Below are 26,469 nucleotides of genomic sequence, written 5' to 3' on the forward strand. Positions count from 1 at the left end.
AATATAAGCAATCGTAACATAGTCGAACCAATATTTAAAATTCGACAATCTTTGCGGATGCAGCGTAATCCGGCAAGTAGGTATGTTATGATGAAGGACATACACTTATCACTTTAATGGAGGAGAAAATGGATTTATTACAAAGATTACAAAATTTGATTGAAGAAAATGTTGGCGTAAACGAAAATATGGCGATGTATTTGGCCAATACGATCATGGTTGCCGCAATTATTCTTTTGTGCATTCTGGCGAATTTCATTGCAAAAAAGATTGTTCTGAGGGTGCTGAGCTTCTACATTAAGAACAATCGCTATCAATGGGACAATTATTTGCTGGAGCATAAGGTCATTCACAGGCTGTCCCATATCGTCCCTGCTATTATTATCTACTATTGCGCGCATTTGTTCCCGTCATACACGTCTCTCATTATACAGGGCGTCGGCCTTTACATGATCGTAGTCGCGCTAATGATTTTCAATTCATTCCTGAACGCGGTGGACGCTATCTACCGCACGTATGAAATCTCGAAGGTCAGACCGATTAGAGGTTATTTGCAGGTTGCGAAAATATTCATCTTCGCAATTGGCGCCATCTTGCTCGTGGCCAACATGATTGGGGAGAGCCCGGTCATTCTGTTAAGCGGCATAGGCGCGTTGTCGGCCGTTATTATGTTGATTTTCAAAGATTCGATACTGGGGCTTGTGGCTGGCGTTCAGCTCACTTCGAATGACATGGTGCGCGTCGGAGACTGGATTGAAATGCCGAAGTACGGCGCGGACGGGGATATTATCGACATCTCCCTGAACACGGTGAAGGTGCAGAATTGGGATAAGACGATTACCACAATACCCACTTACGCGCTGATCTCCGATTCCTTCAAAAACTGGAGGGGCATGCAGAATTCCGGCGGCAGACGCATTAAACGTTCCGTCTTTATGGATACAGCAAGTATTGTGACATGCAATGCGGAGATGATCGAGAAATTCAAGAAGATTCAAGTTCTGAAGTCGTATATATCATCCAAAATGATTGAAATCGAACAATTCAACCTGGACAAGGTTGTTGACAACGATACGAAGGTGAATGGAAGAGCGCTTACGAATATAGGCGTTTTCCGTGTCTATATGGAGAGTTATATCAAGAATCATCCATTGATTCACAAGGACATGACTTGCATGGTCAGACAGCTGCAACCGACTGAAACCGGACTGCCGCTTGAGATCTATGCGTTCACCAATACGGTGGACTGGGGGATCTACGAAGGCGTGCAGTCCGATATCTTCGATCATATTCTTGCTGTCGCTCCGGAGTTCGGCTTGCGCGTATTCCAGAACCCGACAGGACATGATCTGTCGAGCGCGCTTGGGACAGGAAGAGCCCAAAAGGCGTTAACGTAGGTTACGATTCAAAGGCATTCGGGTAGAAGCCCTCCGCCAAGGCTTCTACCGTATAAGCCATGCGATCCCCGGGCAGTACACTTTCGAGCGTTATCGATACGAAGCTTTCGTTCTTGACGCAATCCAGCTCCGACAGGGCTGGATCGTTTTTGATATCCGCGATTTTCTGCTCCAGTGATGGAACGTCGTAATCATGAACGAGAATGACATCCGGCTGCCGCTTCAGCACTTCTTCATAGCTGACCGTTGTCCATTGCTTGTCCGTAATATCATCGAACACATTTCTTCCGCCTGCAAGCTCGATCAGCAAGGTCTCGAAATTCGTGCCGCCCGCCGTGAACACGCCGTCGCCGCCGCTGTCATAGACGAGTACCTTCACTTGATCCAGGCCGTTGATCTTATCGCCGACTGCCGCTATTCTCTGCTGTTGATCCTTCACGAAAGCATCGGCCTTCTCTTCAATTTGGAAGATTTGACCGAGGTCGCGAATTTCTCCATAGATATCCTCCAGCGTGGCAGCTTTGTTCATATAAGTCGTGATCCCCATGTCGGCTAGTTCATCCACATCCAGACTATCGCCTCCGAACTCCCAATCGATGCCGTAGATGAAATCAGCGCCGCTGGTGACGACCGCCTCCCGGGTAGCCGAGCCATGGGTCAATTCCGGAATGCGGGCGAAATCCTGTTCGAACCGGGGCAGGGGGCCTCTGCTGTGATTGACCAGGCTGCGTCCGATAATAGTATCCGTTAGGCCAAGCGATACGAACAGCTCCGTCGTATTCGGTCCCAACGTGAGAACCTTTTCCGGTTTTTTCGACAGAGTTACTTCTCTTCCATAATTGTCGAACGTGAGCGGGGCGTAGGAGGCTTCCGTATTGGCTGGAGCCGTTTCTTCTGCCGAATGCTTGCTTTCATTGCCAGTGGAAGGATTCGCGTCGCCGCAGCCAGCCGCTATCCCCATCATCAGCATTAAGCCGCTTACCAGCAAGCCCCTTTTGATTTTTGTTGCGTTCATCTTCATCTCTCTCCTTTGTTCGCGATGCCTTCAGGCAAATAGGTAATGGAGACCCTGCGGGTCTTCGGGTGAATGACGATATCGGCATGGACGCCATATACCTCGTGGATAAGCTCGGGCGTCAGTACATCCTTCGGCGCGCCCGAGGCGCGAAGCTTGCCGGCTCTGATAACATAGAGACGCGTGCAATACAGGGCAGCCATATTGAGATCATGGATGGCGGCCAGAACCGTTGCCTCGAGATTCTTGACGAGATCGAACATTTGCAGCTGATAATAGATATCCAAATGATTGGTGGGCTCATCCATAATGAGCAACGGCGTTTGCTGCGCCAGCGCTCTGGCTACCAGCACGCGCTGCTTCTCGCCGCCGGACAGGCTGCTGTAATGGCGAGCCGCTTTCTCTTGCAAGCCGGTTTGTCTCATCGCATTCCTCACAATACGCATGTCTTCTTGCGTATCGCCCTCGAATAATTTCTTGTGCGGACTTCGCCCCATGGCGACGATATCCTCCACCTTGAAGTCAAAAGGCACATCATTCTCCTGACCAACAACGCCAAGCTTCAACGCAGCCTGCTTCGGGTTCATAGCGAGCAGATCCTCGCCCTCCAGCAGCACAGCTCCCGAATCCGGCTTCATGGCTTTGTATATGGCTTTCAACAGCGTTGATTTTCCGCTGCCGTTGGGACCGATGAGGCCGACAAATTCGCCTTTCTTCACATGCAGGGAAATATCCTCGACAATCCTCTCGGCGCCGTACGCGAACGTTAAATGATCCACTTGCAATTTCATATCTTCACCGCCCTTCATGTACGCGATCCGCGCTTCAACAGCCAAATAAAAAATGGTCCCCCGATCAAAGAGGTTAACAGCCCAATCGGCAATTCCTGCGGAGCAATGATCATGCGTGCCGCCACATCCGTCCAGACGACGAGGATGCCGCCCATCAACGCACTCACGATCAGTACTCGTTTGTGATCGGAGCCAACGAGCAGACGCGTCAAATGCGGCACCATCAAGCCGACGAAGCCGATCGAGCCGCTAACCGCGATCGTGACCCCGGCTAACAGGGAAGCGACGATGACCAGCAGCTTCTGCAAGCGAGCCACATGGAAGCCCAGCGTGCCTGCGGTCTCATCGCCAAGCAACAAGCCGTTCAAGGCGCGATAGCGAATCATTAAGGTCATCATGCAGATTAGCATCACAATCAACGGCAGCGTCAAGTAGGACCACTTTGCGCCCGCCAGACTGCCTGACATCCAGAAGGCGGCGTTATGAAGGCCCAGCGCATTCGGGGCGCTTAATGTAATGATATTGGTCAACGAGTCCATAATCATGGCTATGACGACGCCGGACAGCAGCAGCTGAGTCATATTGATTCTTCCTCGAACTCTGGAGATGATATAGACGATCGTTATCGACGCTGCCGCTCCAAGGAAGGCGCTGATGGATAGCGTGTATTTGCCGAGGAAGGCGAATACGCCGAAGAGCATGCCAAGGGTGGCTGCAGCCGCAGCTCCGGAGGATACGCCCAAGATGAAGGGATCCGCAAGCGAATTGCGGACGAGCGCTTGCATCGCGACGCCGGTGACGGCAAGCGATGCGCCGACGATGATGCCGAGCAGCACGCGGGGCAATCGCAGAATCCATACGATGTTCTCGTCGAGCTGGGTCCAGGTCTTCTCCACGCTGCCGGATAGAAAGGGAATTTTGCTGGCAATAATCTTCATGACGGTTGCCGCATCGACGGATACCGGTCCGAGTCCAATGGCGAACAGGATGGACAGGAGGCTGAGTGCCAGCAGCGCAGGAACAATCAATTTCATATGGATAATCTCCCCTGTTTCGTAGCACGTTTTTCCAATATTATAACACGTTATGCGAGCTTGTCACGTCTTTTGGAACCATTTATTCAAAACTGTCGGTACCGGAGAGGAGATTATTGACACGTCACCAAATGGTGTCCTATAATCGAAATGTCACCGTTGGGTGTCTTATAATTGAATTCGCATGAACAAGTAGGAGAGGGTTTTGTGAGCGAAACCAACCCGGAACGTGATGTGTTTGACGCGATTGCGGATGGAACCAGACGCCGGATTATTCAGTTGTTAGCAGAAGCTGATGAGATTCCGCTCCATGAGTTGACGCCGCAATTTGAGATGGGCCGAACTGCGGTATCCAAGCATCTGACGATTCTGAAAGACGCCGGAATTGTGCTGGACCGGAAGGTCGGGAGAGAAACGCGATATCGCTTGAACGCTTCACCGCTCAGAGAGGTGCAAGATTGGGTAGCGTATTACAGCAAGTTTTGGCGAACGAACATGTTTCGATTAAACCAATTGTTAACAGAGGAGGAAGAGGAATGAGCTTGACGTTAAATCTGGATTTCGAATACAAAACATCGGTGGAAAAGCTTTGGAGCGCGTTAACCGATTCCAAGCAGCTGGCGAAATGGGTGTTGGAGAATGACTTCGAACCGATCGTTGGCCATCGTTTTCAATTCCGCCAGAAGCCGAATCAGTATTGGGACGGCATTATCGACGGCGAAGTTCTTGTCGTGGATCCGCCACGAAGATTGACGTATACATGGGCGGTCGGCGACGAGAAGCATACGGTGAACTGGACGGTGCAGGATCTCGGAGACGGGAGAGTCAATCTGCATCTCGAGCAGACCGGCATTACGAACGAGCAAGGATTTAATGGCGCCAAATATGGCTGGACCAACTGGTCCGGCGAGCTGGAGAAACTGCTTGCGGAGTAGATACGAAATGAGAAAGGGTGAAGAATAAGAAGCATGAGCGATAACAATCAGGATTATATCGTCATATCCGGAGCCAGGGAGAACAATCTGAAGAATGTGTCGCTGCGCATTCCTAAGAAGAAGATTACGATCTTCACCGGCGTCTCCGGTTCGGGCAAGTCGTCCATCGTATTCGATACGATTGCCGCGGAATCGACGCGGTTGCTGAACGAGAACTTCAGCATCTTCGTGCGGACCTTCCTGCCGCGCGTGCCGCAGCCGGATACGGACGGAATCGAGAATCTGAGCATGGCGGTCATCGTGGATCAGAAGCGGCTCGGAGGCGGCTCCCATTCGACAATGGGCACGATTACCGATATTTCGCCGATATTGCGGCTTCTCTTCTCCAGGGCGGGGCAGCCGCATGTTGGACCGGCTCATCTGTTTTCGTTCAACGATCCGCAGGGCATGTGTCCCGAATGCAACGGCATCGGACGCAAGCTCGGTGTCGATCTCGGCAAGGCGCTCGACAAGTCCAAATCGTTGAATGAAGGCGCCGTTCTGCTGCCGGATTATAAGGCGGACGGCTGGGAGATGAACATGATCGCGCAGTCGGGAGACTTCGATCTGGACAAGAAGCTGAGCCATTACGCGCCTGAAGAGCTGGATCTGCTGCTGTATGCCAAAGCGAAGAAGGTTCAGATGGATTTTGGCGGCAAGACCATGAACATCACCATGGAAGGTGTTATCGAGAAGTTCACCAACAAGTATATCAAGCAAGATGTGAAGGCCAAGTCCGAACGGACTCAGAAGGCCGTCATGCCGTTCATTGCGGAAGGACCTTGTCCAAGCTGCCATGGCGCGAGGCTTAGCCAGGCGGCGCTGGGTTGCAGGATCAACGGCCGCAATATAGCGGATATGGCTTCCATGGAGGTCGGGGAGCTGATTCGCGTCATTCGAGAGATTGACGACCCTGTTGCCGCGCCTATCGTGAAATCGCTTGCGGAGCGTCTGCAGCATTTGGTCGATATCGGTCTCGAGTACTTGACGCTCGAGCGCGAGACAGACACCTTGTCCGGGGGCGAGTCGCAACGCGTGAAGATGGTGAAGCATCTAAGCGGCAGTCTCGTCGACGTAACCTATATCTTCGATGAGCCGAGCGTCGGCTTGCATCCGCGCGATGTTCACCGGCTTAACGAATTGCTTCAAAAGCTGCGCGACAAAGGCAATACCGTTATTGTCGTCGAGCATGATCCCGATGTCATTAAGGTTGCCGATCATGTCGTCGATGTCGGTCCCGAAGCCGGAAGCCGAGGCGGCAATATTGTCTATGAAGGCAGCTTCGGAGGCTTGCTGGAGTCGGGCACGCTGACAGGGAACTATATGAAGCGTCCGCTCGAGCTGAAGCCGAACAGCAGGAAGCCTGCCGGCAAGCTGTCCATCAAGAACGCAACGCTGCATAATCTGCGGAATGTGAGCGTTGATATTCCAACGGGCGTGCTTACCGTCGTAACCGGGGTGGCCGGCTCGGGCAAGAGCTCGCTCATTAACGATGTATTCCTGAGCCAGCATAGTGATGCGATCGTCATCGATCAATCAGCCGTAGGCGTGTCTACGAGATCGAATCCCGCAACCTACACAGGCATTATGGACGATATTCGCAAGGCTTTTGCCTCAGCTAATAAGGTCAACCAAGGCTTGTTCAGCTTCAACTCCAAAGGAGCGTGCGAGAACTGCCAGGGCCTCGGCGTCGTCTATACAGATATCGCCTTCCTCGACAGCGTGAAGCTGCCTTGCGAAGTATGCGGCGGCAAACGGTTCAAGGAGGAAGTGCTCGAGTACAAGCTGAACGGCAAGTCTATTGCGGATGTGCTGGAGATGACGGTTGAGCAGGCGCTTGCTTTCTTTGAGCTGAAGGAGGTTGCGCGCAAGCTCCAAGCTTTGTCCGATGTAGGTCTCACCTATATTACGCTGGGCCAGCCGCTTAGCACGCTGTCGGGCGGTGAATGTCAACGCATCAAGCTTGCCAGCGAGCTGCACAAGAAGGGCAGCATCTATGTGATGGACGAGCCGACGACCGGTCTGCATATGTCGGATATCGGTCATCTCACAGCGATTATGAACCGGCTCGTCGATGCCGGCAATACGGTCATCGTCATCGAGCATAATATCGAGGTGATCAGCCAAGCCGACTGGATCATCGACATGGGGCCGGACGGCGGAAGCAAAGGCGGGCAAGTCGTGTTCGAGGGTCCGCCTGCCGAGATTATTCATGCGGAGCAGTCCATTACAGGGAAATATCTGAAGTGATTCCGGAACTGGGGGATGGGAAATGGGCTTTTTTCAAGATTTTCTGAAAATGTTCAAGAAGCGGGAGATTGCTTTGCTTGAAAGCCGGAAGGAAGCAGAAGATGTCTACACCTTCCTGTTCAAGAAGGATGGAGATTTGACCTGGGTGGCCGGGCAGCACGGCCTCTTCCGCATTACGCACAAAAAGATCAAGAATGCCCTGAAGCCTTTCAGTGTGGCGTCGTCGCCGTCGGAGAATGTCATCCGCGTCACGATGGGCGTTGGCAAGGAACCGAGCGAGTTCAAGAAGGCCATGCTGGAGCTGAAGCCGGGCATGACGTTGAACTTGATCGGGCCTGTCGGCGGCTTCAAGCTTGATTCGGACTCTCCGGCGGTCTTGATTGCCGGAGGCATCGGCATTACGCCGTTCCGCTCGATTCTGAAGGGAGTCGAGGCAGAGGGGAAGAGCGGCAAGCAGCCCATTCACTTGCTCTATTTGGAAAGCAACAGGCCCCATTTGTACAAGGATGAATGGAATGCGATTGCTGTTCGACCCGATATCAGCATTTCATACCTTGATTCCAGGGAAGCGCTGAATGAAGAGATCGACAAGCTGACCGCGCAATACAGGAACAAGGCCAACTACATGATTGCGGGACCGAAATCGATGGTCGGCTCGATTGCCTCCTACATCCAGCAGAAGCAAATAGCGAAGGGAAGAATTAAGAAGGACGCATTTTTCGGCTATTAGGGGGAATGAGGCGGAGAAGATCTCTGCCTCGCTGCTCGATATTATGGACAATGACAAGGGTTAAAATGCTGCCAAGGCCGAACGACAATGAACCTGTTGTTATTCGGCCTTGCTTGTGATAAACTAACACTCGTTAGCAAAACTAACGAACGATAGTTAGCGGGGAGGTGCGATGACGATGACGGTCACGGAAAAAAACATTCGAACGATTGCGCTTCGCCATTTCGCGCGAAATGGTTTCGAAGGCGCTTCGCTGGCGGATATCGCAGCCGAGGTCGGAATCAAGAAGCCGTCCATTTACAATCATTTCAAGAGCAAGGACGATTTATTCCTAGCCGTCTATCAGAACGTGGCGGGAAGAGAACTGGAATTTGTCGAGCATTATTTGAAGCCTGAGCGAATGCTGGATTTGGAAAGTCAGCTGCGCGGACTTCTGGTCGGCTACAAGGAACGGTACGAGCGGGAAGAGGATACGAAGTTTTTTTTGCGAATGTCCTTTTTTCCTCCCGCCCATTTGCTCGAACCATCCTTGAAGCTCAGCCTTGCTTATATCGATCGAATGAATGAGCTGGCTCAAACCTTGTTTCTGGCCGCGCACAAAAGAGAGCTCATTCATCGGGATGTGACGGTCGAGCAAGCGGCAGGAGCCTACGTGGCGGTCCTGGACAGCTTGTTTGTCGAGATGCTGTACGGCGATTATGAGCATTTCGAGAAGAGAATCGACGCCGCTTGGCCTATTTTCTGGCGCGGTGTTCGAAACAGAGATTAGAGGAGACCTAACGTTATGAATCGAAGCTGGTTGTATATCGTTATCGGCGCGCTGTTCGAGGTGATGTGGGTAATCGGATTTAAGCATGCCCATGATTGGCTGACCTGGACGGGAACAACTGCCGCAGTAATCATTTCCTTTTCCTTCATTATCAAGGCAACTGCCAAATTACCTGTCGGAACCGTATATGCGGTATTCACCGGACTTGGTACGGCCGGCACCGTGCTGTCCGAGATGCTCTTGTTCCATGAGCCCGCCCAGTGGACGAAGCTGCTGCTGATTGCTTTGCTGCTCGTCGGCGTGATCGGCTTGAAATGGGTTAGCAGCACAGGCAAACGAAGGGAGGTGGCAAACTGATGGCTTGGTTGATATTGTTATTTGCCGGTATCTTCGAGGTCGTCGGCGTGCTCGGTATGAATCAGATTAAGCGTAAGCCGAACGTCAAGGCTTACTTGCTATTCGCTCTAGGAGGGCTGCTCAGCTTCGCTTGCCTTAGCTACGCGATGAGAAGCCTCCCCATGGGTACCGCATATGCGATATGGACAGGAATTGGTACCGTTGGAGGCACGCTCACGGGTATGTTCTTCTTCGGCGAGTCGAAGGAATGGCGGCGCATGCTGTTTATAGGAATCGTACTCGCCGCAGCCGTTGGACTTAAGCTTCTCTCGTAGGAGGGACGGCGATGACTACAAGCTCCGTTCAAGCAGGGTTCCGACTTGCTTGGCCATGACCTGCGGCGGATACGGCATGCCGTTGCGGATCCACCACTCTATGACGCCGACATAGGCCGTTCCGGCGTATTGCAGCATGACGTCCTCGCAGATCTGTTCATTTTTGCCGCTTTCTCTGTCAATTTCGCCTTTGAAGCCTTCGACGAAGGAAGCGAGCAGCCGCGTGCGGAAGGAAGAGGGAGCTCCTTTTTCTTTTTTGCTGGCCAGCATCGTAGAGAAGAACAAATAATTGTCCTCGAAATATTCGAAATAAGGCACCAGCGCCTCGATCCAGTCCAATTGACAGGCCCACTGATCGATCTCCCCTAATTCCTTCAAATGCGATTCAATCAGCTTATCGAGCAAATCGTATTTATCTTGATAATGAAGATAGATGGTGCCGCGGTTGACATTGGCCCGGTCCGCGATATCCTGAATGGTAATTTCGTCGAAGCAGCTCTCGGTCATCAGTTCAATGACGGCTTTTTTCAGCGCTTCTTGCGTTTTCAGTATTCTTCGATCCACTTTCGGCATGACGTTCATCTCCTTGTCGATTCGCGTTAATCAACAGATTCTATATTTTTGTTGATATATCAACGGAATTCGCTTTTTTAACCATTGTAATTATGCTCCTTGCTCTTATAATAATAGACACTAGTTGATTAAACAATTCTTTTCGTCTTACATCAACTTGCAAAATCTCACCAGTCTCAGGGACACAGGAGGTAGAAATTGATGATTACTGCAGGCGCACGCGCTGTATTCAGTCAAGAAGGAATGTTCAAAGCGACCACGATCGAGCGAAGGGAGCTTCAGCCCAATGATGTTCTTATAGAGATTAAATATGCTGGAATTTGCCATTCGGATATCCATACGGCGAGGGGCGACTGGGGCCCGACGAACTATCCGCTAGTTCCGGGGCATGAGATCGCGGGCATTGTAGCCCGGATTGGCTCTGAGGTGACCAAATATAAGGTTGGCGATCGAGTGGGAGTAGGCTGTATGGTCGATTCCTGCGGGGAATGCGTTCATTGCCGCAATGGCGAGGAACAATACTGCCTGAGCGGGAACACGGGCACGTATGGAGCTATTGACCGATATGGGCAATTCACGCAAGGCGGTTATTCCACTCACATCGTCGTAACCGAAGGCTTCGTCGTTCGCATCCCCGACGGCATGGCGCTTGACGCTGCCGCCCCGCTGCTCTGCGCGGGCATAACCACGTATTCGCCGCTTCGGCACTGGTCGGCCGGACCTGGCAAGAAGGTTGCGGTTGTAGGTCTGGGCGGGCTCGGCCATATGGCTGTGAAGCTGGCTCATGCGATGGGAGCAGAGGTGACGGTGTTGTCCCAATCCTTGAAGAAGAAGGAGGACGGCTTGCAGCTTGGAGCGGATCACTATTATGCCACGAGCGATACAGCGACGTTCAAGCAACTTGCCGGCAGCTTTGATCTCATTATTAATACGGTGAGCGCGAAAGTAGACATGGACGCATACCTATCGTTGCTGGCGCTTGACGGCACTTTGGTCAATGTTGGCGCGCCGTCCCAGCCGCTGCCTATACAGGTGTTCTCGCTCATCCATGCGCGGCGGTCGTTCGCAGGCTCGATGATCGGCGGCATTCGCGAAACGCAGGAAATGCTGGATTTCTGCGCGGAGCATAACATCGCTCCCGAGATCGAGGTCATATCCGCGGACAGCATTGATGAAGCCTGGGAGCGCGTGCTCGCCTCAGACGTTCGATATCGCTTTGTCATTGACATCGAGACAATGAAGCATGTATAACTTTATAGGAGGTTAATTGCATATGGAAATCAAGAGAATTGGATCGCGGCCATCCGGCAAAGGTCCTTCGGATTATTTTACCGGAACGGTTCGCATCGATCCGTTGTTCGAGACTGATGAGCCTGCGCGCGGCGCCGGGGCAAGCGTAACCTTCGAGCCTGGCGCAAGAACGGCTTGGCATACGCATCCGCTTGGCCAGACGTTGATCGTAACAGCGGGTTTCGGACGTGTTCAAAGATGGGGAGGGCAGATAGAGGATATCTATCCCGGCGATGTGGTCTGGTTCCCACCCGGCGAGAAGCATTGGCATGGCGCTTCTCCCGATACAGCCATGACGCATATTGCCATTCAGGAACGTCTTGACGGCAAGGCGGTCGAATGGCTGGAGAAGGTCAGCGACGAGCAGTACCAAGGATGATTTAATCTTATTCAGACTAGGAGATTTACAACAAGATGAAGACAAACAGCACGCAGCATGCGGTTAGACTGGCCTTATTGCTGGGGGTATTCTCGACAATGGGACCGTTCACGATCGATATGTATTTGCCCGCATTCCCGGAGATTGTGAAGCAATACGATACGACGGCCTCGCTCGTTCAATTCAGTCTCACCGCATGTCTGCTCGGACTTGGCTTAGGACAGCTCGTGATGGGCTCGCTAAGCGATGTGCACGGCAGACGAAATCCGCTGCTGATCTCGATGGCTGTGTATATCGCAGCATCATTAGCTTGCGCATTCGCACCGAACATCTCACTGTTGATTATTGGGCGGTTCTTACAAGGCTTTGCCGCTTCGGCGGGCATTGTCATCTCGCGCGCGATTGCACGCGATCTTTACAGCGGCAAGGAGCTAACCAAATTTTTCTCCATGCTCCTGCTTGTGAGCAATCTGGGACCTCTCGCGGCTCCCGTTGCGGGCAGCGGGGTTCTCTCGCTCACGAGCTGGACCGGCGTTTTTATCGCGCTTGCCTTGCTCGGAACGTACTTGTGGACGATGACCAAATGGCGGTTGCGGGAGACCCTTCCTGTCGAACGCCGAAATCCATCGAATTTCGGGCTTCAATTACGTAGCTTCGGGCAGCTTTTACGGGATCGTCAGTTCCTTGGCTACATGCTGACGCAGGGCATTATGATCGCAGGCGTTTTTGCTTACGTGTCGGGAACGCCGTTTATTTATCAGAATATATACGGCGTGTCGCCTACCGTGTTCGCGCTTCTGTTCGGCTCTAACGGCATCAGCTTGATTATCGGCTCTCAAATCGTAGGAAGAATGTCGCATCGCATATCCGAACAATCTTTTCTGTTATTCGGTTTATGTCTTGCGATGCTCGCGAGCGTTACGGTCTTGATTGTCGCCGCCGTACATGGACCGCTGTTCACGCTAGTCATTCCGCTGTTCTTCTTCGTAGCGGCAATTGGGATTACATCAACCGCAGCATTCCCGCTTGCGATGGAGAGTCAAGCGAAAATGGCGGGCAGCGCAGCCGCATTGCTTGGCGTCGTCCCGTTCCTGCTTGGCGCTATCGTCGCCCCATTGGTAGGCATTGCGGGAGAGAACACGGCCGTGCCGCTTGGCGTTATTATTCTGCTGTCCAGCGCTTCCGCTATGCTCGCATACTTCGCGCTAGTGCGAGCGAAGAAAGCTTCGATTTCGAAAACGATAGTCGATTGCGCTTAAGCGTTCTGCCATACGAAGTGTCAACAAAGAAAAGTTCGCCAATTGGGCGGACTTTTCTTTGCATGCGCATGATGGAACAGAGGCATGCGGCATGAGGATGAAAATATCTCATTCACCGTCCGCTATTATGGTATAATTTTCAAAGCTAATCAAACTATCGGCAGGCGGTGATTTTGCATGCATAAGGCACCTCAATCCAGCAGCTCAGAGCCATTGCTCAAGAAAAAAACGATTCAAAAAATGCAAAGCCGCTCTAACACTCCTGTCATGCAGCTTCAGCAATCGATCGGCAACCAAGGCGTGATCGAGCTTATGAAGCGGGAATCAACAATTCAACGGGCGGAGAAGCCGGGGAGCAAGGCAAACCGGACAGGCTTGCCGGACAAGTTGAAATCGGGAATCGAGCAGCTGTCGGGACATTCCATGGATGATGTCAAGGTTCATTATCAATCGGACAAGCCTTCTATGGTCGGTGCGCATGCGTATGCTCAAGGCACAGATATTCATATTGCACCAGGGCAAGAGAAGCATCTGCCGCATGAGGCTTGGCATGTCGTGCAGCAGGCGCAAGGCCGGGTCAAGCCAACGATGCAATTGCAGGCAGCGCCCATTAACGATGACGTCAGCTTGGAGAGAGAGGCCGATGTCATGGGTGCGAAAGCGCTGATGCGTTCAGGCATGGAACAAGATGCAGATGCGCCAGCTATACAGAGGCAATCGGCGGCTGGTTCGTCCTTCTCGCCCGAAACTCCGCTTCAACTGCGCAAGGTCAACGTTGGAAAGAAGAAAGTAAACAATCTTCAGAACGCAATGAAGATTACTGAGTTCAGTAAGGCGATCGAAGCCTTGTGCAAGGATTACGATAAAGAGCGCGTTCTTTATTTTGCCGGACAGCTATTCTCTGCCGAAGGCGAGGATATCGGCAGCCTGGATCAATTTCTGATTGAGCTCGGCTATGACCTCGACACGAAGCTGCTAACCAACACCGAGGATACGATGACGCTGCAGGAGCGATATATGACTGCCTACGGCTGGAACCGCGCGGCTAATTCTCCGGAGAAAGCCAAGAAGATTAACAAATCCAAGAAATTGAAGCTCTATCGGACGATGTCCATCGACGATTACAAGGAGCTTCAAAAAGGAAACTATAAAGTGTTGATCGGCGGCCATATTGGTGACTTCAAGCAATCGCTCAAATATTTCCTTGGCAGCAGCACGGACAGCAAAGTAATGGTCGAATTCACCCTGGTTGCCGGAGGAGAGGATAAGCTGTTTAGCAAAAGCCTCGCCTTCCAGAAAGGGAATGAAAAGCTCGCGAACGTGAAGAAGGGAATTGGAGGAGGCGACTTTCAAGAATCCAGCAAAAATGAAGGAACCTCGCCCGATCATATCGGCATCAAATCGGAATCGGAAGGAGAGGCGTTCTTCTCCATCGCGATCGGAGGCGGCACGACGCCTGAGAAATTCCAAAGTCTCGTGGAATCCGTTTCACTCAAGCAAGTAGGAGATCGCTTCAGCAACGAGAGCACGTCTACAGGCAAACAGGATCGTGTGGAAGCGGATGCGAACTTGCTGCTAAATGTGAACAATTGCCTGATTAACGCTATAGCGCTAGCCGCATTAGGGAGGCATGCGACGATCGGCGAACTCATAGCCATTCGTACCCAGCTTGGCAATTACGGCGAGATGCTGCTGGCGACACCGCAAGTCGTTGCGATCATACAAGCGGTACTTAACGTGCCGAACCCGATTACAGTCGTCTACACCCATAATTCCGATGTCCCGAGCGAGGACTTTGACGGCATCGGCCAGGCGCTTCTCATCTATCACGTGAACGGCAATCATTTTACGCATGAGGAGCAGTTATAGGATGAAGCAGAATATCTGATTCGTTTCCAAAGGAAGAAGCAGGCGTTAGTATCCGGCGCGCCTGCTTCCCTCTTCCATAAGCATGTACATCCCCCTTACTACACTACGGCTAAAAGCAATCCCAAAAAGAGCAGCGCTGTCCCGCTTAAGCAGAATAGAACAAAGTGAAGCGGATTGAATTTTTTGCGCTTAATGCAAACAACAACAAAAAACACAATTCCCAGAACAATTCCAACTAAGCTTGTGAAACTCCATCCCCAATTGACCGGATCTCCGTTATAATGGCTATTCAACAGCATATACAGCTTTGAATAGACGGGGCTTTCATATTCTTCCGCATGAGGGGGTTCTTGCACTCCCATAAAACCGGTAATCAGAAGGATCGAAAAGGCGAAAATCGTTTCCATGCGAAGCCAAGTCCAACGTTTCTCCTTGCTTATTTTGGATCTAAAGCCATTCATAAATGCCAATATAAGAATGGGAATCAGCAGAATATGCTTGAGTAGCAGCGCTTCTCCGTAATTAATCGTCCATGATTGCAGATAGCCATCGACAATAATGATCATCATAGAAATGCCGGCAATTATGATGAGTGACATGCAAACGATGGATAGAGGCGTATACCATTTGAGGAAGCGTTCATATTTTTGATTTTTTTCATCGTTACGGTCGGCAAACCACGCCACAATAATTAGAACGCCCAACCAAACCGACACTGCGCCGACATGAATGATTTGAGACAACGCGCCCAAAAATTTCGAAAGACTTGAAGGATGACTCGCCCAACCATTGGCTAGAAGCATGAGCATCCACAACAAGACATAAAGCCATTTGAACCATCCCGGCGGCGAGGCAACCGAGGCGCTGATTATAAAAAAGACAGTCGCCAGCACCAAAGTCCAGATCCAGGCATGACCGAACGAGTAGTCGCTTAATACAATGAAGAGCACTTTCAAAAAAGAATACTGTTTGGCGTAATCTTGCAAAATAATCGTTGTGTTCAAAATGGACCCGAAGGAAAAAAGGGGAATCGATAAAAGAACGTAGGGAAACAAGGTTGCGGGCAATCCCATAACAGGCTTTGCATCTTCGGAAATAAACAGTAAAGCGATATAACCGGCAGTAAATGAAAAGGCAAGATAGAGGAAGGCTTCGAAAAAGTAAATATACATGGGGGGCGGGTTCAGCTCCGTTCTGCGCTATAGCAAATCTGTTGCTAGATTAATATACCATAATCACATGAACACATGCTCATATAGATGAAGAAATGGAGGGATGTTGGATGCATGCATGGGTTCTCGATTTTCAAGAAGTCGAGAACGCAGATCCGGCAATTTTGATGAAGGGATCGTCAACCAACGAAAGGAAGACTACAAATTTTACGAAAAGCTGACACCGACCCGGGCTGGACACCATTATTCGTATCCATCAAAGGTCTGGTTACCGAGGTAGGCGGAGTGATGACTCATGGTGCGGTTATCGCGCGCGAATATGGCTTGCCGGCGGTAGTCGGGGTAGAGAATGCGACTCTGCTGATCAAGGATGGGCAACGCATTCGCGTCAATGGCACGGATAGGTATATCGAAATCTTGTAAGATCCTATGAGCTATTGCGATCGCTGCGTTTCTAAGCGCCGCGAATTCAAATTGGTCGTTTAAAACCTTGCAAAAGATGCTGTATACGCATCTTCAATTGGTGACGGATATCGTAGTTAATCATCTCAAGGGAGATTGGAAAGCGGATATTGCGGCAACGGATAAAAACGAGGTTCATATGATTCATCTTGCAGATATTTTGACCGAAGGCATTGTCAAGCAGTTTCCAGATAAGTTCGAAGCGGATTAGAATGCGTAAAGCTGCAGCTCAGCCCTTGACGGGACGAAGCTGCAGCTTTCTTCATGCCGCTTCCGCTTCTTGCTTGCGGGCGGCGGCTAGCTTAAATTGCTTCCGGTGATGAAGCAGATAATAGAGCGCAGCGGACAACATCGGAACGAACGCCGCAACGACGTACATCATTCGGTAATCGGTATATGCAGCGATAAATCCCATGAAATAAGAGCCGATTCCGTACCCCAAGTCGAACAGCAGGAAAAACGTGCCCGTCGCGTTGCCTCTCCGGTGCTCCGGCGCCAGCTTCATGGCGAGCGTCTGCAAGCAGGGCAGCAGCGCGCCATAGCCAATCCCCATTATGATGCCGTCCACCAACACCATCGTGCCGGAATGAGCCTGACTGAGCAGAAGCATCCCGATGGAAAACAGAAAAATTCCCGGATAATACAAGTAATGCTCTTTGTAGCGGTCGAACACTCTTCCGATCAACGGACGAAAGGCTACAATCATGACCGCGAACGCGACAAAAAAAGTGCTTGTCACTTGCGACTGATGAATTTCTGACGTAAACGACGCTATAAACCCGGATAACGAGCTATACGAAAAGGATAGTATAAAGCCGACCAAGGAAATCGGAAGCGCCGTGGGCTCGATTATTTTGCTCCAATGGAGTCTATTGCGTTTCTTTTCCGTTTGCAGCGGCTTCTCGGCGGCCTGATCGGAAATACGGCTCCGCTCCGGAGCTTTCATAATAAGCGTAAACGCAAGTGAAATTGCCGTTATCACGCAAAGAGAGAGCAGGAGGACGTTTACATTCTTGTCCTTCCACAGAAATAACCCAAGAGCCGGCCCTATAACCATGCCAATGCTCATGAACATGCTGAAATAGCCCATGCCTTCGCCTTGGCGCGAAGCGGGAATGATCGAAGCCGCCACGGTGCTGGTCGCCGTCGACGACAGCGCGTAAGACATGCCGTGAATGAGCCGCGCGAACAGAAAGAGGAAGATGCCGTTTTTCGTGCCGAAATAACTGATGCTGGCAGCCAGAAAAACAATCATGCCGATAATGGCCATTTTCTTCTGTCCGAATCGGTCAACCCATCCTCCGGAGAACGGTCTGAGCATGACGCTTCCGATAACGTACACCGTGATGACAAGTCCCATTTGCCTTTGGTCGCCGTGAAGTCCTTCCTTGACATAGAGCGGGAATGCGGTCGCCGATATATAAAAGGTAAGAAACATGAAAAAACTGCTCATGCAAACGACAAAAAAATTTCTCGTCCATATTTTCTCTTTATTCAACTTGCTCTCTCCAGTCTCGTCTTTATCTATGTGCTGAATTATTATAAAACCTAATCTTTATCATGTATAATACATATTTTATAATAAAACCATCATATGAAAGTGATAAAGAGGAGAGTCGACCTTATGGAATTTCTTCAACTAAAATATTTTCAAGCTGTCGCGAGGCACGAGCATATGACCATGGCGGCCAAGGAGCTTAACGTGTCGCAGCCTTCGCTGAGCAACTCGATTCATCGTCTGGAAAAAAGGCTGGGCGTTCCGCTGTTCGAACGACAAGGCAAACGCATTCGACTGAATCCCTTCGGTCAAACTTATTTGCGCCGCGTTGATCAAGCGTTCCGGGAGCTGGAAGAAGGAGAACGCGAAGTGACGGATATGGCAGGGCTGAAGCATGGGGTCGTGACCGTATCCGTTACGCTGCCTTATGTGCTGCCAACGCTGCTCAAGGCGTTTTTGACGGAGCATCCGCAGGTGCGCATTATTCAGCATCAGCTTGGCTCGGCTGTGGAGATGAAAGCGGAGCTCGAGAATGCCGCGATCGACTATTGCATATCCACGATTCCGATAACGGGCCCAGACATCGAATGGCTGAAGCTGGCAGAGGAGCAATTATGTCTGACCGTGCCCAAAGGTCATCGTTTTGCAGAACGGAAGAGCATTTCGCTCAGAGAAGCCGCTGAAGAACCGTTCATCTGCATGTCCTCGAGCTCCAATTTTCGGGAAATTACGGACGGCTTCTGCAGACAGGCGGGTTTTGAACCGAAAGTCGCGTTCGAGCTCGAAGAGGTCAGCGCCGTCCAGACGTTGGTAGAGATGGGGCTCGGCATTACCTTCACCATGCCCTTATCGCTGGGACGAAGAGCCGCAAGCTCGAAGACGGTCCAATTACGAATATCCGAGCCGAGCTGCAGCCGCACATTCGGCATCGCTTGGAATCGCCAGCATTATTTATCCGAGGCGGCCATCCATTTTCGGGAATTTGTTATTGATTTTTTCAACAAATCATGACGAATAGGGAGCGATAGTGTTTCAGATTCTGCCATTTATGTGTAATCATCTAGTACCAAGACCTATTGACGAGGAAGGGCCAGCCCAAATCAAAATGTTTGGAGGAGTAGATGATGACACAAATGGATTGCATCGCCATGCTGCTGGCTGGCGGCGAAGGGAAACGACTCGCGCCGCTAACCGCAACATTGGCCAAACCGGTCGTCCCGTTCGGCGAACGGTATCGCATGATTGACTTTCCGCTTAGCAACTGTTTGAATTCCGGCATTCGCAGAATCGGCGTGTTGACGCAATATTGCGACCAGACTGTTCACCAGCATATCGGCGATGGCGGCGCATGGCTCAACTCGATTTATTCCAAGCATCTTGGCGAGATTGCGATGCTGCCTGCTTCCGAGCATTCTCCGCATGGCTGTTACACGGGGACTGCAGATGCCGTTTATCACAATTTATCCTATATTGAGCGTCATCGTCCGAAGCATGTTCTCGTCTTGTCTGCCGATCATATCTATCAAATGGATTATCGCCCAATGCTGGAGGCTCATATCCGAAGCGGCGCCGCCGCCACCGTCGCGGTTAAGCGAGTCCCCTGGCATGAGGCAAGCCGCTTCGGCATTCTGAATACGAATGACGATTACGAAGTCATCGAATTTGAAGAGAAGCCGTCCTGTCCAAGAAGCAATCTTGCTTCTATGGGCATTTACTTGTTCCGTACGGAGTTGTTGGAAGAAGCGCTCGAGCAGGATGCGTGCGATTCGGCTTCCAGTCATGATTTCGGCAAGGATATTATTCCGAAGCTGCTAGGAGGAGGAATCGGCTTGTCTGCCTATCCTTATGAAGGCTACTGGCGGGATGTTGGCACAGTGGACAGCCTATGGGAAGCCCATATGGAACTGATTGACGGCATGCTCGAGTTGTCAGACGAGCATTGGCCGCTCTACTCGGGTTATGCGCCGACATCCGCCAGACATTGCGTTCGGAGCGGAAGGGTGACGCATGATTGCATCGTTGATCCGTATTGCAGGATGGAAGGCAGCGCGCAGCGCTCGATTATCAGCTCGGGTTCGCATATCGGCAAGGGCAGTGAAGTCTATGAAAGCGTCATTATGCCCGGTGCGCGAATTGGCCCCGATGTTCTTGTTCATAAAGCGATCATCGGCGAGAACGCCGTTATCGAGGAAGGGGCCGTAATCGGCGCTCCGCACATCGAGCAGGTAACGGTCGTCGGGCCCGGGGAGCGCGTAAGCGCGGATCGCATACCTGAAATCTCAGGTCGAGACTCGATTGCATCTTTGTTGTCCGGCGCGGGTCTTCGAGAATTTGAACGGGATAGAATCAAGGTTTATAGTTATTAAATAGGGAAGATACGACATATGCAAGATACAACATAAAGGCTAATTCCGTTCCTATGGAGTCGGAATTAGCCTGTTTCTATGCCGGAAAAGCTTGACCGGCCTCAATTAATAGAGAGTTCCTTCAAGGCTGCTCGTTTCAGCACATTGATTTGCAGGGAGATCGGGGGTGCGCTGATCTCGATGCGCTCGACGATTTCTCCGACAATCGCGGGCCTCTGTGACAATCTGGTCAGAATAGTACAGGCATACTTCGCAAGTACCGAAATGATAAAACTTGTGTTAAGATAGTGCTGTTCGCGCACTCGTTCCTCGCAGGCGGACGATTACTGCCACATAGGAGGCTTCTAGCGTATGGAATCTATCCATCGCTTTTCATTAATTCGGTCGCTTAAGGGCAGGCTGGCGATCATATTGACGGTTGCAACTATTATTCCAATATTACTCACCGGCTACATTTCGTACAGGTGGATTTATATCGTACAAACGGAGAAAATTGAAGGCGATTGGCTCGACAAAGTTCAGCGCGAACGGGACGAGCTCGACCGGAAGCTCGATGAGCTTGGACGCGTGTCCCAGCTTATGGATATCGAAGGCGGCATTGGTCAGGATGTAGTCAATTTCATCACGAGCAGCAGTTCATTTGATCATGCCCTTCTATATCGAAATATTAACCAATCGGTAGCCAACGTAAATTTCTCAAATCCTAATCTCGGAGTCATGTTTTATTACGCGCCTGAGCAAGCAGAGCCCCTGCTGTTTCCAAACGCCAACGTAAATCTTCAGTTCAAACCCGAATACTTAAAAACCTTTTTCAAGCAGAAGCTCTTCACTTATTACGGTCCGCATGATTCCTTAGACGAAGCTAATCGGGCCGAGCCTGTGTTCTCATTGCTCCGAAAGCTGGAATATGGAAATGGCCGATTCTTATACATCTATATCGAAACAAAGGTTATCGGGCTGGATGCGATGTTCCAATCCGCGCCAAAACCGGGCAGCTCAACGAATTCCCCCGTGTACCATGTGCTAACGGCGCCTGACGAGCATATTGCCTACAGCAATATGGATGACGGAGCAGAAGAAATCGGCGAAAGCTTTGTCCCGCCTGAGAACGCCTACAAAATATTTCATGCGACCGGAAGACAGGGCTGGAACCTCTATCAGCTTATTCCCAAGGACGCGTACAACCGTGAAATGAACAAATGGCTTTCGCAATTTATCCTGTTTGCATCGCTCTCTCTTGTGCTTGGCATTATTCTGGCATGGCTGATCTGGCGTATGGTATACCGTCCCATTCGAATTATTAATCGTGAAATTACAAGATTCAGCGAAAATCAGTCCCTGACACGCGTATCGGCAACCGGATTAACAGAGTTCAATCATATGCTGGACAACTTCCATCAGATGAGCCGCCGCATCTCGGAGCTGATTATAGATGTGGAGGATAAGGAAAAACGGCGCGGACAGTTGGAGGTGGAGAAGCTGCTCGTTCAAATCAATCCGCATTTCTTGCATAACACCTTGAACACCATCCAGTGGCTGGCCCGTATCGAAGGCCAAACCAATATAGCGCGGTTAGTCTCCATTTTCACAAGGATATTGCATTATAATTTGGGGAAGAAAAACATTATCGTAACCGTGCGCGAAGAGGTCGATGCCGTTCGAGACTATATCGAATTGCAAAATATAAGATACGATCATTCTTTTAATGTTAAGCTGAGCGTCGAACCGGAATGCCTGGACGTCCTGATTCCGCGCTTTATTCTTCAACCCTTAGTCGAAAACGCGCTGTATCACGGCTTCGACGAAGATGACCGCGTAGAAATCAAGGTTGCGATAACGAGGGAGAACAACTCTTTGTTTCTTCGTGTGGCGGACAATGGCAAAGGCATCCCGGAAGACAAGCTCCTCGCGATGCTCGAGGAGGAAGATGATCAGCTCCGCAAGTCGGGTCTTGGGATCGGACTGCGCTATGTCAAAAAAATGGTGGATGTCTATTATGGCACGGAAGCAAAATTAACGATGGAAAGCGGGACAGGAATAGGTACTACGATCTCCATTCGCCTCCCGGATACCTTAAAAGGAGTGGAAGCCCTTGATTCAGGCTCTAATCGTGGATGACGAAAGCTTGGTTCGCAAAGGGATGCGGCTGATGTTTCCCTGGAGCAAGTTCGGCGTAGAAATTGCAGGCGAAGCCTCGACTGGCGAGCGAGCTTTGGCGTTTTTGCAATCTCATCCTGTTCAACTGATGATGACCGATATTACAATGCCCGGGATGTCTGGCCTCGAGTTAATAAAAAAGGCTCAGGAGCGTGATCCCGCGCTGAAGGTTGTGATCCTCACATGCCATCAGGACTTTGAATTCATTCAGGAAGCGCTTCGTCTCGGGGCCATTGATTATATCGTCAAAACGCAGCTGGAGGAATTAGATCTCGACGCGACCATGCAGCGGATACTGAGGGCTGTCCGGCAGGATACAACGAGCAGTCATTCAAGCAAGGATTTGCTTGTTCTCGCTCGCACGACTGCTATTGACGCCAGCAGTGATCTGTTGTGGATCATGGAAGAGGATAGATTCAGCATCTTATTCCGCGCAATAAATGAACTGGAGCAAACGGTCGGCAGCGATTCCCATGCTGTTCTCTTCGATATCGCGGAGCGCTTGAAACGCTGCTTTCCGATGTTTGACTGGGGGCGACATCCAGCCCTTCCTAATAGCGGCGGTGCAGCCGGTTGGCTGCAAGGCATAAGATCGGAGCTGGCCGCCTGGCTAAGAAGCTCCGCTTATTCCGAGGATGTCATACGTGCGATCGTTAAAGCCGTTGATCTGATTGCTGAGCGCCCAGGCCAGCATATGAAGCAAAGCGAAATCTGCCAGCTTGTTAATCTGAGCAAAAGCTACTTCAGCACCAGCTTCCGTGATATTATGCGGCTGACGTTCAGTCATTATCTTCAAACGGCAAGTCTTTATGCGGCGAAAGAGCTTCTTCTGTCAACGAATCATCCCGTTTATCTTATCGCTGAGAAAAGCGGTTTTATGGACCAGCGATACTTCAGCAAGCTGTTCAAGGAGCAAATCGGCATGCTGCCAAGCGAATTCAGGCAGCTGCATACAGAGCGTTCCTAAACCGAAAAGGCCCGAAAACGGCAGGCGGCATATCCGCTGCGCGTTTGGGCTTTTTTCGTCTGCCGAAGCAGCAGCCGTGAGAAAGTATTCTTCAAATCGTACGATTAATATTTTCTCACGACGCAGCGGAGCGGAAAATATTCAAACGATCTTCAAAATTGAACCTCTCACGGCTAATCGCAAGCGTTTGCTATACTTACGCTGCAAGGAAAAAGGATGGTTGAAAGGGGATGTCTGAACGTTGAAAGGTAAAAAGGGAATAGCGCTTTTCTTGTCATCCGTTCTCGTTCTTTCGCTGGCTGCATGCAGCAGCGGCAATAACAGCGGCGCAACACATGAAGAAAACGAGGCTGGCAGCAACAAATCTGAGGATATCGCTTCAATTACGCCTTTAGGGAAATACGATCCTCCGATTGAAGTAACGGCCGTTCGAGGAATTACCGAGGGCACCAAGTACAACGAAGGAGAATCGATCGACAACAATGTGTGGTCGAGGGCATACGAGAGCGAGCTTGGCGTGAAGGTGAAGTATTTATGGACAACACCGACAGCCCAATACAACCAGAAGCTTAACATTGCCATCGCTTCCGATGATCTGCCGGATATTACGCCAGTCAGCGCCTCCCAGCTGAAACGGCTGGTAGAGGATGATGCTCTTGAGGATCTCACCTCTCTTTACGAGCAGTATGGATCCGAACTGACCAAAGACATAATGTCTCAGGATGGCGGCAACGCCCTTAAATCCGCGACCTTCAACGGCAAGCTTTACGGCCTGCCGAATATGACCTCCGGTCTTGGACAAACTCATGTCCTGTGGGTGCGTACGGACTGGCTTCAGAAGCTCGGGCTGTCCGAGCCCAAAACGATGGATGACGTGATCAAAACCGCCGAAGCTTTCGTTAAGCAGGACCCTGACGGCAACAATAAAGCCGACACTTACGGTCTGGGCATCAATAAAGATATTTTCGGCTTCTATGCCGGTATGCAAGGCTTCTTCAATGGCTTTCACGCCTATCCGAACATATGGGTGAAAGACGCCTCAGGAAAACTGAGTTATGGCAGCACTCAACCTGAAACCAAAGCAGCCTTGCTTAAGCTGCAGGAGCTCTATAAGCAGGGACTGCTTGACAAGGAGTTCGGCACCAAAGACGCGACTAAAGTAAGCGAAGCTGCCAACGGCGGCAAGCTAGGGTTATTCTACGGCTTCTTTTGGAACGCAGGCTGGCTTCAGGACGGGAAAAACGCGGATCCGTCGATGGAGTGGAAGCCGATCTCGATCGTCTCCGTAGACGATGAGCCTGCTAAAGCCCAAGTGCCTTTTGCAATCAATACGTATTATGTGGTCAAAAAAGGAGCGAAAAATCCGGAAGCAGCCGTTAAGATATTGAACTTCGACTTTGAGAAGCTTTGGGGCGAAACGGCCCAGCCGGATGTTTACAGCGTGAACAACAACACTGCCATTTTCGAATATGCGCTCCTCTACGGAGAAGCCCCGCGCAAAAATCTCGACGCCTATCTCAATGTCGTCCAGGCATTGGAAGCGAATTCGCCTTCCAGTCTGAACACAGAGGAAAAAGGCTACTATGACAATATCCTGGATTATCGAGCGGGGAACCTTAAGCAGTGGGGAGTTGAACGGATGTATGGACCTGACGGCTCGTTATCAGTCATTGACGGCTATGCCAAAAACGCGCAAATCGTCGACGACGCTTACTTCGGCGCACCTACGCAAGGGATGACTGACAACAACGCAACGCTTCAAAAACTGCAGTTAGAGGTGTTTACGCGCATTATCATGGGCGGCTCCATTGACGAATTCGATCAATTTGTTACCCAGTGGGAGGATCTTGGCGGCAATACGATTACCGGAGAAGTGAATGATTGGCAGGCTTCCCAATAAAGGTCGCCTCTCCGGCAAGAAAGAGGCGAATAATCAATGAAACGAAAGATCATAAGAGAGCTGCCCTTTCATCTGATGATTTTGCCGGGTTTTGTCCTGGTGTTCATCTACAGCTACGTGCCAATGGCTGGCATTATCATGGCGTTCGAGAGACTGGTTCCGTCGAAGGGAATGTTTCGATCCCCGTGGGTTGGATGGAAAAACTTTGAGTATATGCTGCATATGCCCGGGACGCTTGGCGTCCTCGGCAATACCTTCTTCATCGCTGGAATGAAGATGGCCGCTGGCATAGTCGTTCCCGTCCTGATCGCGCTGTTGCTTAACGAAGCGCGCAATCGACTATTCAAACGCAGCGTACAAACGATTATTTATTTTCCACATTTTTTGTCCTGGATCATATTAAGCGGCATCTTTATTGACATTCTTTCTCCGTCAACGGGTCTTGTGAACGAATTGCTCAGCTCGCTAGGCATTCCCGCCATCTATTTCCTCGGAGATCCTGTCACGTTTCCATTCACGCTTGTATTGACGGACACCTGGAAAGAGTTCGGCTATGGAACGATCGTATATTTGGCTGCTTTAACAAGCATCAATCCGGCTTTATACGAGGCGGCGTCCATGGACGGAGCAGGGAGAATGCGGCAGACACTGAATGTCACGCTGCCTGCCTTGCTGCCTATGATTGTCTTGATGTCGGTGCTAAGCCTGGGCAATGTGCTCAATGCTGGCTTCGAGCAGGTATTTAACCTGTATAGCCCTCAGGTGTACAAGACCGGTGACATTATTGATACGCTCGTATTCCGCATCGGGCTTGAAAATGCCAATTATGGCGTTGCTACCGCCGTCGGGTTGTTTAAATCAGTTGTTTCCTTCGTCATGATCGGCGTATCCTATTTGCTCGCTTACCGGCTGACAAACTATCGGATTTTTTAGGAAAAGTGGGGTG

24 protein-coding genes and 2 pseudogenes are annotated in these 26,469 nt (G+C 50.7%); 20 read left to right on the forward strand and 6 right to left on the reverse strand.

The window, feature by feature from the left end; genetic code table 11:
• The first annotated feature begins 128 nt into the window (after window positions 1-128).
• Entirely contained in the window at window positions 129-1,397 is a 1,269-nt protein-coding gene (locus HFP08_RS02695; RefSeq protein WP_168118981.1) for a mechanosensitive ion channel family protein, read from the forward strand.
• A 1-nt stretch (window position 1,398) separates the two neighbouring features.
• Here the strand turns inward: HFP08_RS02695 and HFP08_RS02700 are convergent, their stop codons facing one another.
• Genes HFP08_RS02700 through HFP08_RS02710 form a run of 3 tightly spaced genes read right to left on the reverse strand, consistent with a single transcriptional unit; the run spans window position 1,399 to window position 4,237 of the window.
• Window positions 1,399-2,412 carry an ABC transporter substrate-binding protein gene (locus HFP08_RS02700; protein WP_206109166.1) on the reverse strand — a complete coding sequence of 338 codons (1,014 nt, stop codon included), beginning with the start codon at window positions 2,410-2,412 and terminating at the stop codon, window positions 1,399-1,401.
• 2 nt (window positions 2,413-2,414) lie between these two features.
• Entirely contained in the window at window positions 2,415-3,203 is a 789-nt protein-coding gene (locus HFP08_RS02705; RefSeq protein ID WP_168118982.1) for an ABC transporter ATP-binding protein, read from the reverse strand.
• A gap of 14 nt (window positions 3,204-3,217) precedes the next feature.
• Complete coding sequence (locus HFP08_RS02710; protein WP_168118983.1) at window positions 3,218-4,237, reverse strand: FecCD family ABC transporter permease; 1,020 nt, start codon at window positions 4,235-4,237, stop codon at window positions 3,218-3,220.
• A 207-nt stretch (window positions 4,238-4,444) separates the two neighbouring features.
• Here HFP08_RS02710 and HFP08_RS02715 point away from each other — a divergent pair, with 207 nt between their 5' ends.
• From HFP08_RS02715 to HFP08_RS02745, 7 genes are all read left to right on the forward strand, one after another.
• Window positions 4,445-4,777, forward strand: a complete 333-nt coding sequence (locus HFP08_RS02715; protein WP_168118984.1) for an ArsR/SmtB family transcription factor — start codon at window positions 4,445-4,447, stop codon at window positions 4,775-4,777.
• Window positions 4,774-5,172, forward strand: a complete 399-nt coding sequence (locus HFP08_RS02720) for an SRPBCC family protein (protein WP_168118985.1) — start codon at window positions 4,774-4,776, stop codon at window positions 5,170-5,172. Before HFP08_RS02715 ends, HFP08_RS02720 begins: the two co-directional genes overlap by 4 nt.
• A gap of 33 nt (window positions 5,173-5,205) precedes the next feature.
• A complete protein-coding gene (locus HFP08_RS02725; protein WP_168118986.1) occupies window positions 5,206-7,461 on the forward strand; it encodes an ATP-binding cassette domain-containing protein in 2,256 nt (751 codons plus the stop codon).
• Window positions 7,462-7,483: 22 nt separating this feature from the next.
• Window positions 7,484-8,191, forward strand: a complete 708-nt coding sequence (locus HFP08_RS02730; RefSeq protein ID WP_168118987.1) for an FAD-dependent oxidoreductase — start codon at window positions 7,484-7,486, stop codon at window positions 8,189-8,191.
• 178 nt (window positions 8,192-8,369) lie between these two features.
• Window positions 8,370-8,960, forward strand: coding sequence for a TetR/AcrR family transcriptional regulator (locus HFP08_RS02735; RefSeq protein WP_168118988.1), 591 nt, complete (start codon window positions 8,370-8,372; stop codon window positions 8,958-8,960).
• A 15-nt stretch (window positions 8,961-8,975) separates the two neighbouring features.
• The gene (locus HFP08_RS02740; RefSeq protein ID WP_168118989.1) at window positions 8,976-9,317 is read left to right on the forward strand and encodes a DMT family transporter; all 342 of its coding nucleotides are present in this window, start codon (window positions 8,976-8,978) and stop codon (window positions 9,315-9,317) included.
• A complete protein-coding gene (locus HFP08_RS02745; RefSeq protein WP_168118990.1) occupies window positions 9,317-9,631 on the forward strand; it encodes a DMT family transporter in 315 nt (104 codons plus the stop codon). The genes HFP08_RS02740 and HFP08_RS02745 overlap by 1 nt, the downstream gene beginning before the upstream one ends.
• A gap of 15 nt (window positions 9,632-9,646) precedes the next feature.
• Here HFP08_RS02745 and HFP08_RS02750 read toward each other — a convergent pair whose 3' ends face one another.
• Window positions 9,647-10,204 (reverse strand): TetR/AcrR family transcriptional regulator, encoded by a 558-nt coding sequence (locus HFP08_RS02750; protein WP_168118991.1) that lies wholly within the window; start codon window positions 10,202-10,204, stop codon window positions 9,647-9,649.
• A 201-nt stretch (window positions 10,205-10,405) separates the two neighbouring features.
• Here HFP08_RS02750 and HFP08_RS02755 point away from each other — a divergent pair, with 201 nt between their 5' ends.
• From HFP08_RS02755 to HFP08_RS02770, 4 genes are all read left to right on the forward strand, one after another.
• The gene (locus tag HFP08_RS02755) at window positions 10,406-11,455 is read left to right on the forward strand and encodes an NAD(P)-dependent alcohol dehydrogenase (protein WP_168118992.1); all 1,050 of its coding nucleotides are present in this window, start codon (window positions 10,406-10,408) and stop codon (window positions 11,453-11,455) included.
• 22 nt (window positions 11,456-11,477) lie between these two features.
• The gene (locus tag HFP08_RS02760; RefSeq protein ID WP_168118993.1) at window positions 11,478-11,873 is read left to right on the forward strand and encodes a (R)-mandelonitrile lyase; all 396 of its coding nucleotides are present in this window, start codon (window positions 11,478-11,480) and stop codon (window positions 11,871-11,873) included.
• Window positions 11,874-11,908: 35 nt separating this feature from the next.
• A complete protein-coding gene (locus HFP08_RS02765; RefSeq protein ID WP_168118994.1) occupies window positions 11,909-13,132 on the forward strand; it encodes a multidrug effflux MFS transporter in 1,224 nt (407 codons plus the stop codon).
• A gap of 177 nt (window positions 13,133-13,309) precedes the next feature.
• Window positions 13,310-15,001, forward strand: a complete 1,692-nt coding sequence (locus HFP08_RS02770) for an eCIS core domain-containing protein (protein ID WP_168118995.1) — start codon at window positions 13,310-13,312, stop codon at window positions 14,999-15,001.
• Window positions 15,002-15,099: 98 nt separating this feature from the next.
• Here HFP08_RS02770 and HFP08_RS02775 read toward each other — a convergent pair whose 3' ends face one another.
• Window positions 15,100-16,173, reverse strand: coding sequence for a copper resistance D family protein (locus HFP08_RS02775; protein ID WP_168118996.1), 1,074 nt, complete (start codon window positions 16,171-16,173; stop codon window positions 15,100-15,102).
• Window positions 16,174-16,377: 204 nt separating this feature from the next.
• On the opposite strand from HFP08_RS02775, the pseudogene HFP08_RS02780 reads away from it, so the two are divergent.
• A pseudogene (locus HFP08_RS02780) lies at window positions 16,378-16,596 on the forward strand (PEP-utilizing enzyme); the annotation flags it as partial.
• Between the two features lie 19 nt (window positions 16,597-16,615).
• Window positions 16,616-16,846, forward strand: a pseudogene (locus HFP08_RS02785) (glycosyltransferase); the annotation flags it as partial.
• Window positions 16,847-16,897: 51 nt separating this feature from the next.
• Here HFP08_RS02785 and HFP08_RS02790 read toward each other — a convergent pair.
• Window positions 16,898-18,133, reverse strand: a complete 1,236-nt coding sequence (locus HFP08_RS02790; RefSeq protein ID WP_168118997.1) for an MFS transporter — start codon at window positions 18,131-18,133, stop codon at window positions 16,898-16,900.
• A 126-nt stretch (window positions 18,134-18,259) separates the two neighbouring features.
• Here HFP08_RS02790 and HFP08_RS02795 point away from each other — a divergent pair, with 126 nt between their 5' ends.
• The 6 genes from HFP08_RS02795 to HFP08_RS02820 all read left to right on the forward strand — a co-directional run bounded on the left by HFP08_RS02795 (window position 18,260) and on the right by HFP08_RS02820 (window position 26,456).
• The gene (locus HFP08_RS02795; protein ID WP_168118998.1) at window positions 18,260-19,144 is read left to right on the forward strand and encodes a LysR family transcriptional regulator; all 885 of its coding nucleotides are present in this window, start codon (window positions 18,260-18,262) and stop codon (window positions 19,142-19,144) included.
• Between the two features lie 110 nt (window positions 19,145-19,254).
• Complete coding sequence (locus HFP08_RS02800) at window positions 19,255-20,499, forward strand: glucose-1-phosphate adenylyltransferase family protein (RefSeq protein WP_240941049.1); 1,245 nt, start codon at window positions 19,255-19,257, stop codon at window positions 20,497-20,499.
• Between the two features lie 351 nt (window positions 20,500-20,850).
• Complete coding sequence (locus HFP08_RS02805; RefSeq protein ID WP_168118999.1) at window positions 20,851-22,617, forward strand: sensor histidine kinase; 1,767 nt, start codon at window positions 20,851-20,853, stop codon at window positions 22,615-22,617.
• Entirely contained in the window at window positions 22,592-23,623 is a 1,032-nt protein-coding gene (locus HFP08_RS02810) for a response regulator (RefSeq protein WP_168119000.1), read from the forward strand. Before HFP08_RS02805 ends, HFP08_RS02810 begins: the two co-directional genes overlap by 26 nt.
• A gap of 241 nt (window positions 23,624-23,864) precedes the next feature.
• Window positions 23,865-25,523: an extracellular solute-binding protein gene (locus HFP08_RS02815; RefSeq protein ID WP_168119001.1), complete on the forward strand. Its 1,659-nt coding sequence runs from the start codon at window positions 23,865-23,867 to the stop codon at window positions 25,521-25,523.
• A gap of 36 nt (window positions 25,524-25,559) precedes the next feature.
• Window positions 25,560-26,456, forward strand: coding sequence for an ABC transporter permease (locus HFP08_RS02820; protein WP_168119002.1), 897 nt, complete (start codon window positions 25,560-25,562; stop codon window positions 26,454-26,456).
• Window positions 26,457-26,469 lie beyond the last annotated feature (13 nt).

The organism is Paenibacillus sp. HB172176 (genome assembly GCF_011947265.1).
Classification (GTDB): domain Bacteria; phylum Bacillota; class Bacilli; order Paenibacillales; family Paenibacillaceae; genus Pristimantibacillus.

Bases quoted from the DNA above. Each gene is read 5' to 3' on its own strand.
- HFP08_RS02735 (WP_168118988.1), top strand. From the start codon at position 8,370: ATGACGGTCACGGAAAAAAACATTCGAACGATTGCGCTTCGCCATTTC.
- HFP08_RS02720 (WP_168118985.1), top strand. From the start codon at position 4,774: ATGAGCTTGACGTTAAATCTGGATTTCGAATACAAAACATCGGTGGAA.
- HFP08_RS02770 (WP_168118995.1), top strand. From the start codon at position 13,310: ATGCATAAGGCACCTCAATCCAGCAGCTCAGAGCCATTGCTCAAGAAA.
- HFP08_RS02725 (WP_168118986.1), top strand. From the start codon at position 5,206: ATGAGCGATAACAATCAGGATTATATCGTCATATCCGGAGCCAGGGAG.
- HFP08_RS02700 (WP_206109166.1), bottom strand. From the start codon at position 2,412: ATGAACGCAACAAAAATCAAAAGGGGCTTGCTGGTAAGCGGCTTAATG.
- HFP08_RS02710 (WP_168118983.1), bottom strand. From the start codon at position 4,237: ATGAAATTGATTGTTCCTGCGCTGCTGGCACTCAGCCTCCTGTCCATC.
- HFP08_RS02750 (WP_168118991.1), bottom strand. From the start codon at position 10,204: ATGCCGAAAGTGGATCGAAGAATACTGAAAACGCAAGAAGCGCTGAAA.
- HFP08_RS02695 (WP_168118981.1), top strand. From the start codon at position 129: ATGGATTTATTACAAAGATTACAAAATTTGATTGAAGAAAATGTTGGC.
- HFP08_RS02765 (WP_168118994.1), top strand. From the start codon at position 11,909: ATGAAGACAAACAGCACGCAGCATGCGGTTAGACTGGCCTTATTGCTG.
- HFP08_RS02740 (WP_168118989.1), top strand. From the start codon at position 8,976: ATGAATCGAAGCTGGTTGTATATCGTTATCGGCGCGCTGTTCGAGGTG.
- HFP08_RS02760 (WP_168118993.1), top strand. From the start codon at position 11,478: ATGGAAATCAAGAGAATTGGATCGCGGCCATCCGGCAAAGGTCCTTCG.
- HFP08_RS02820 (WP_168119002.1), top strand. From the start codon at position 25,560: ATGAAACGAAAGATCATAAGAGAGCTGCCCTTTCATCTGATGATTTTG.
- HFP08_RS02775 (WP_168118996.1), bottom strand. From the start codon at position 16,173: ATGTATATTTACTTTTTCGAAGCCTTCCTCTATCTTGCCTTTTCATTT.
- HFP08_RS02805 (WP_168118999.1), top strand. From the start codon at position 20,851: ATGGAATCTATCCATCGCTTTTCATTAATTCGGTCGCTTAAGGGCAGG.
- HFP08_RS02745 (WP_168118990.1), top strand. From the start codon at position 9,317: ATGGCTTGGTTGATATTGTTATTTGCCGGTATCTTCGAGGTCGTCGGC.
- HFP08_RS02730 (WP_168118987.1), top strand. From the start codon at position 7,484: ATGGGCTTTTTTCAAGATTTTCTGAAAATGTTCAAGAAGCGGGAGATT.
- HFP08_RS02800 (WP_240941049.1), top strand. From the start codon at position 19,255: ATGATGACACAAATGGATTGCATCGCCATGCTGCTGGCTGGCGGCGAA.
- HFP08_RS02755 (WP_168118992.1), top strand. From the start codon at position 10,406: ATGATTACTGCAGGCGCACGCGCTGTATTCAGTCAAGAAGGAATGTTC.
- HFP08_RS02795 (WP_168118998.1), top strand. From the start codon at position 18,260: ATGGAATTTCTTCAACTAAAATATTTTCAAGCTGTCGCGAGGCACGAG.
- HFP08_RS02705 (WP_168118982.1), bottom strand. From the start codon at position 3,203: ATGAAATTGCAAGTGGATCATTTAACGTTCGCGTACGGCGCCGAGAGG.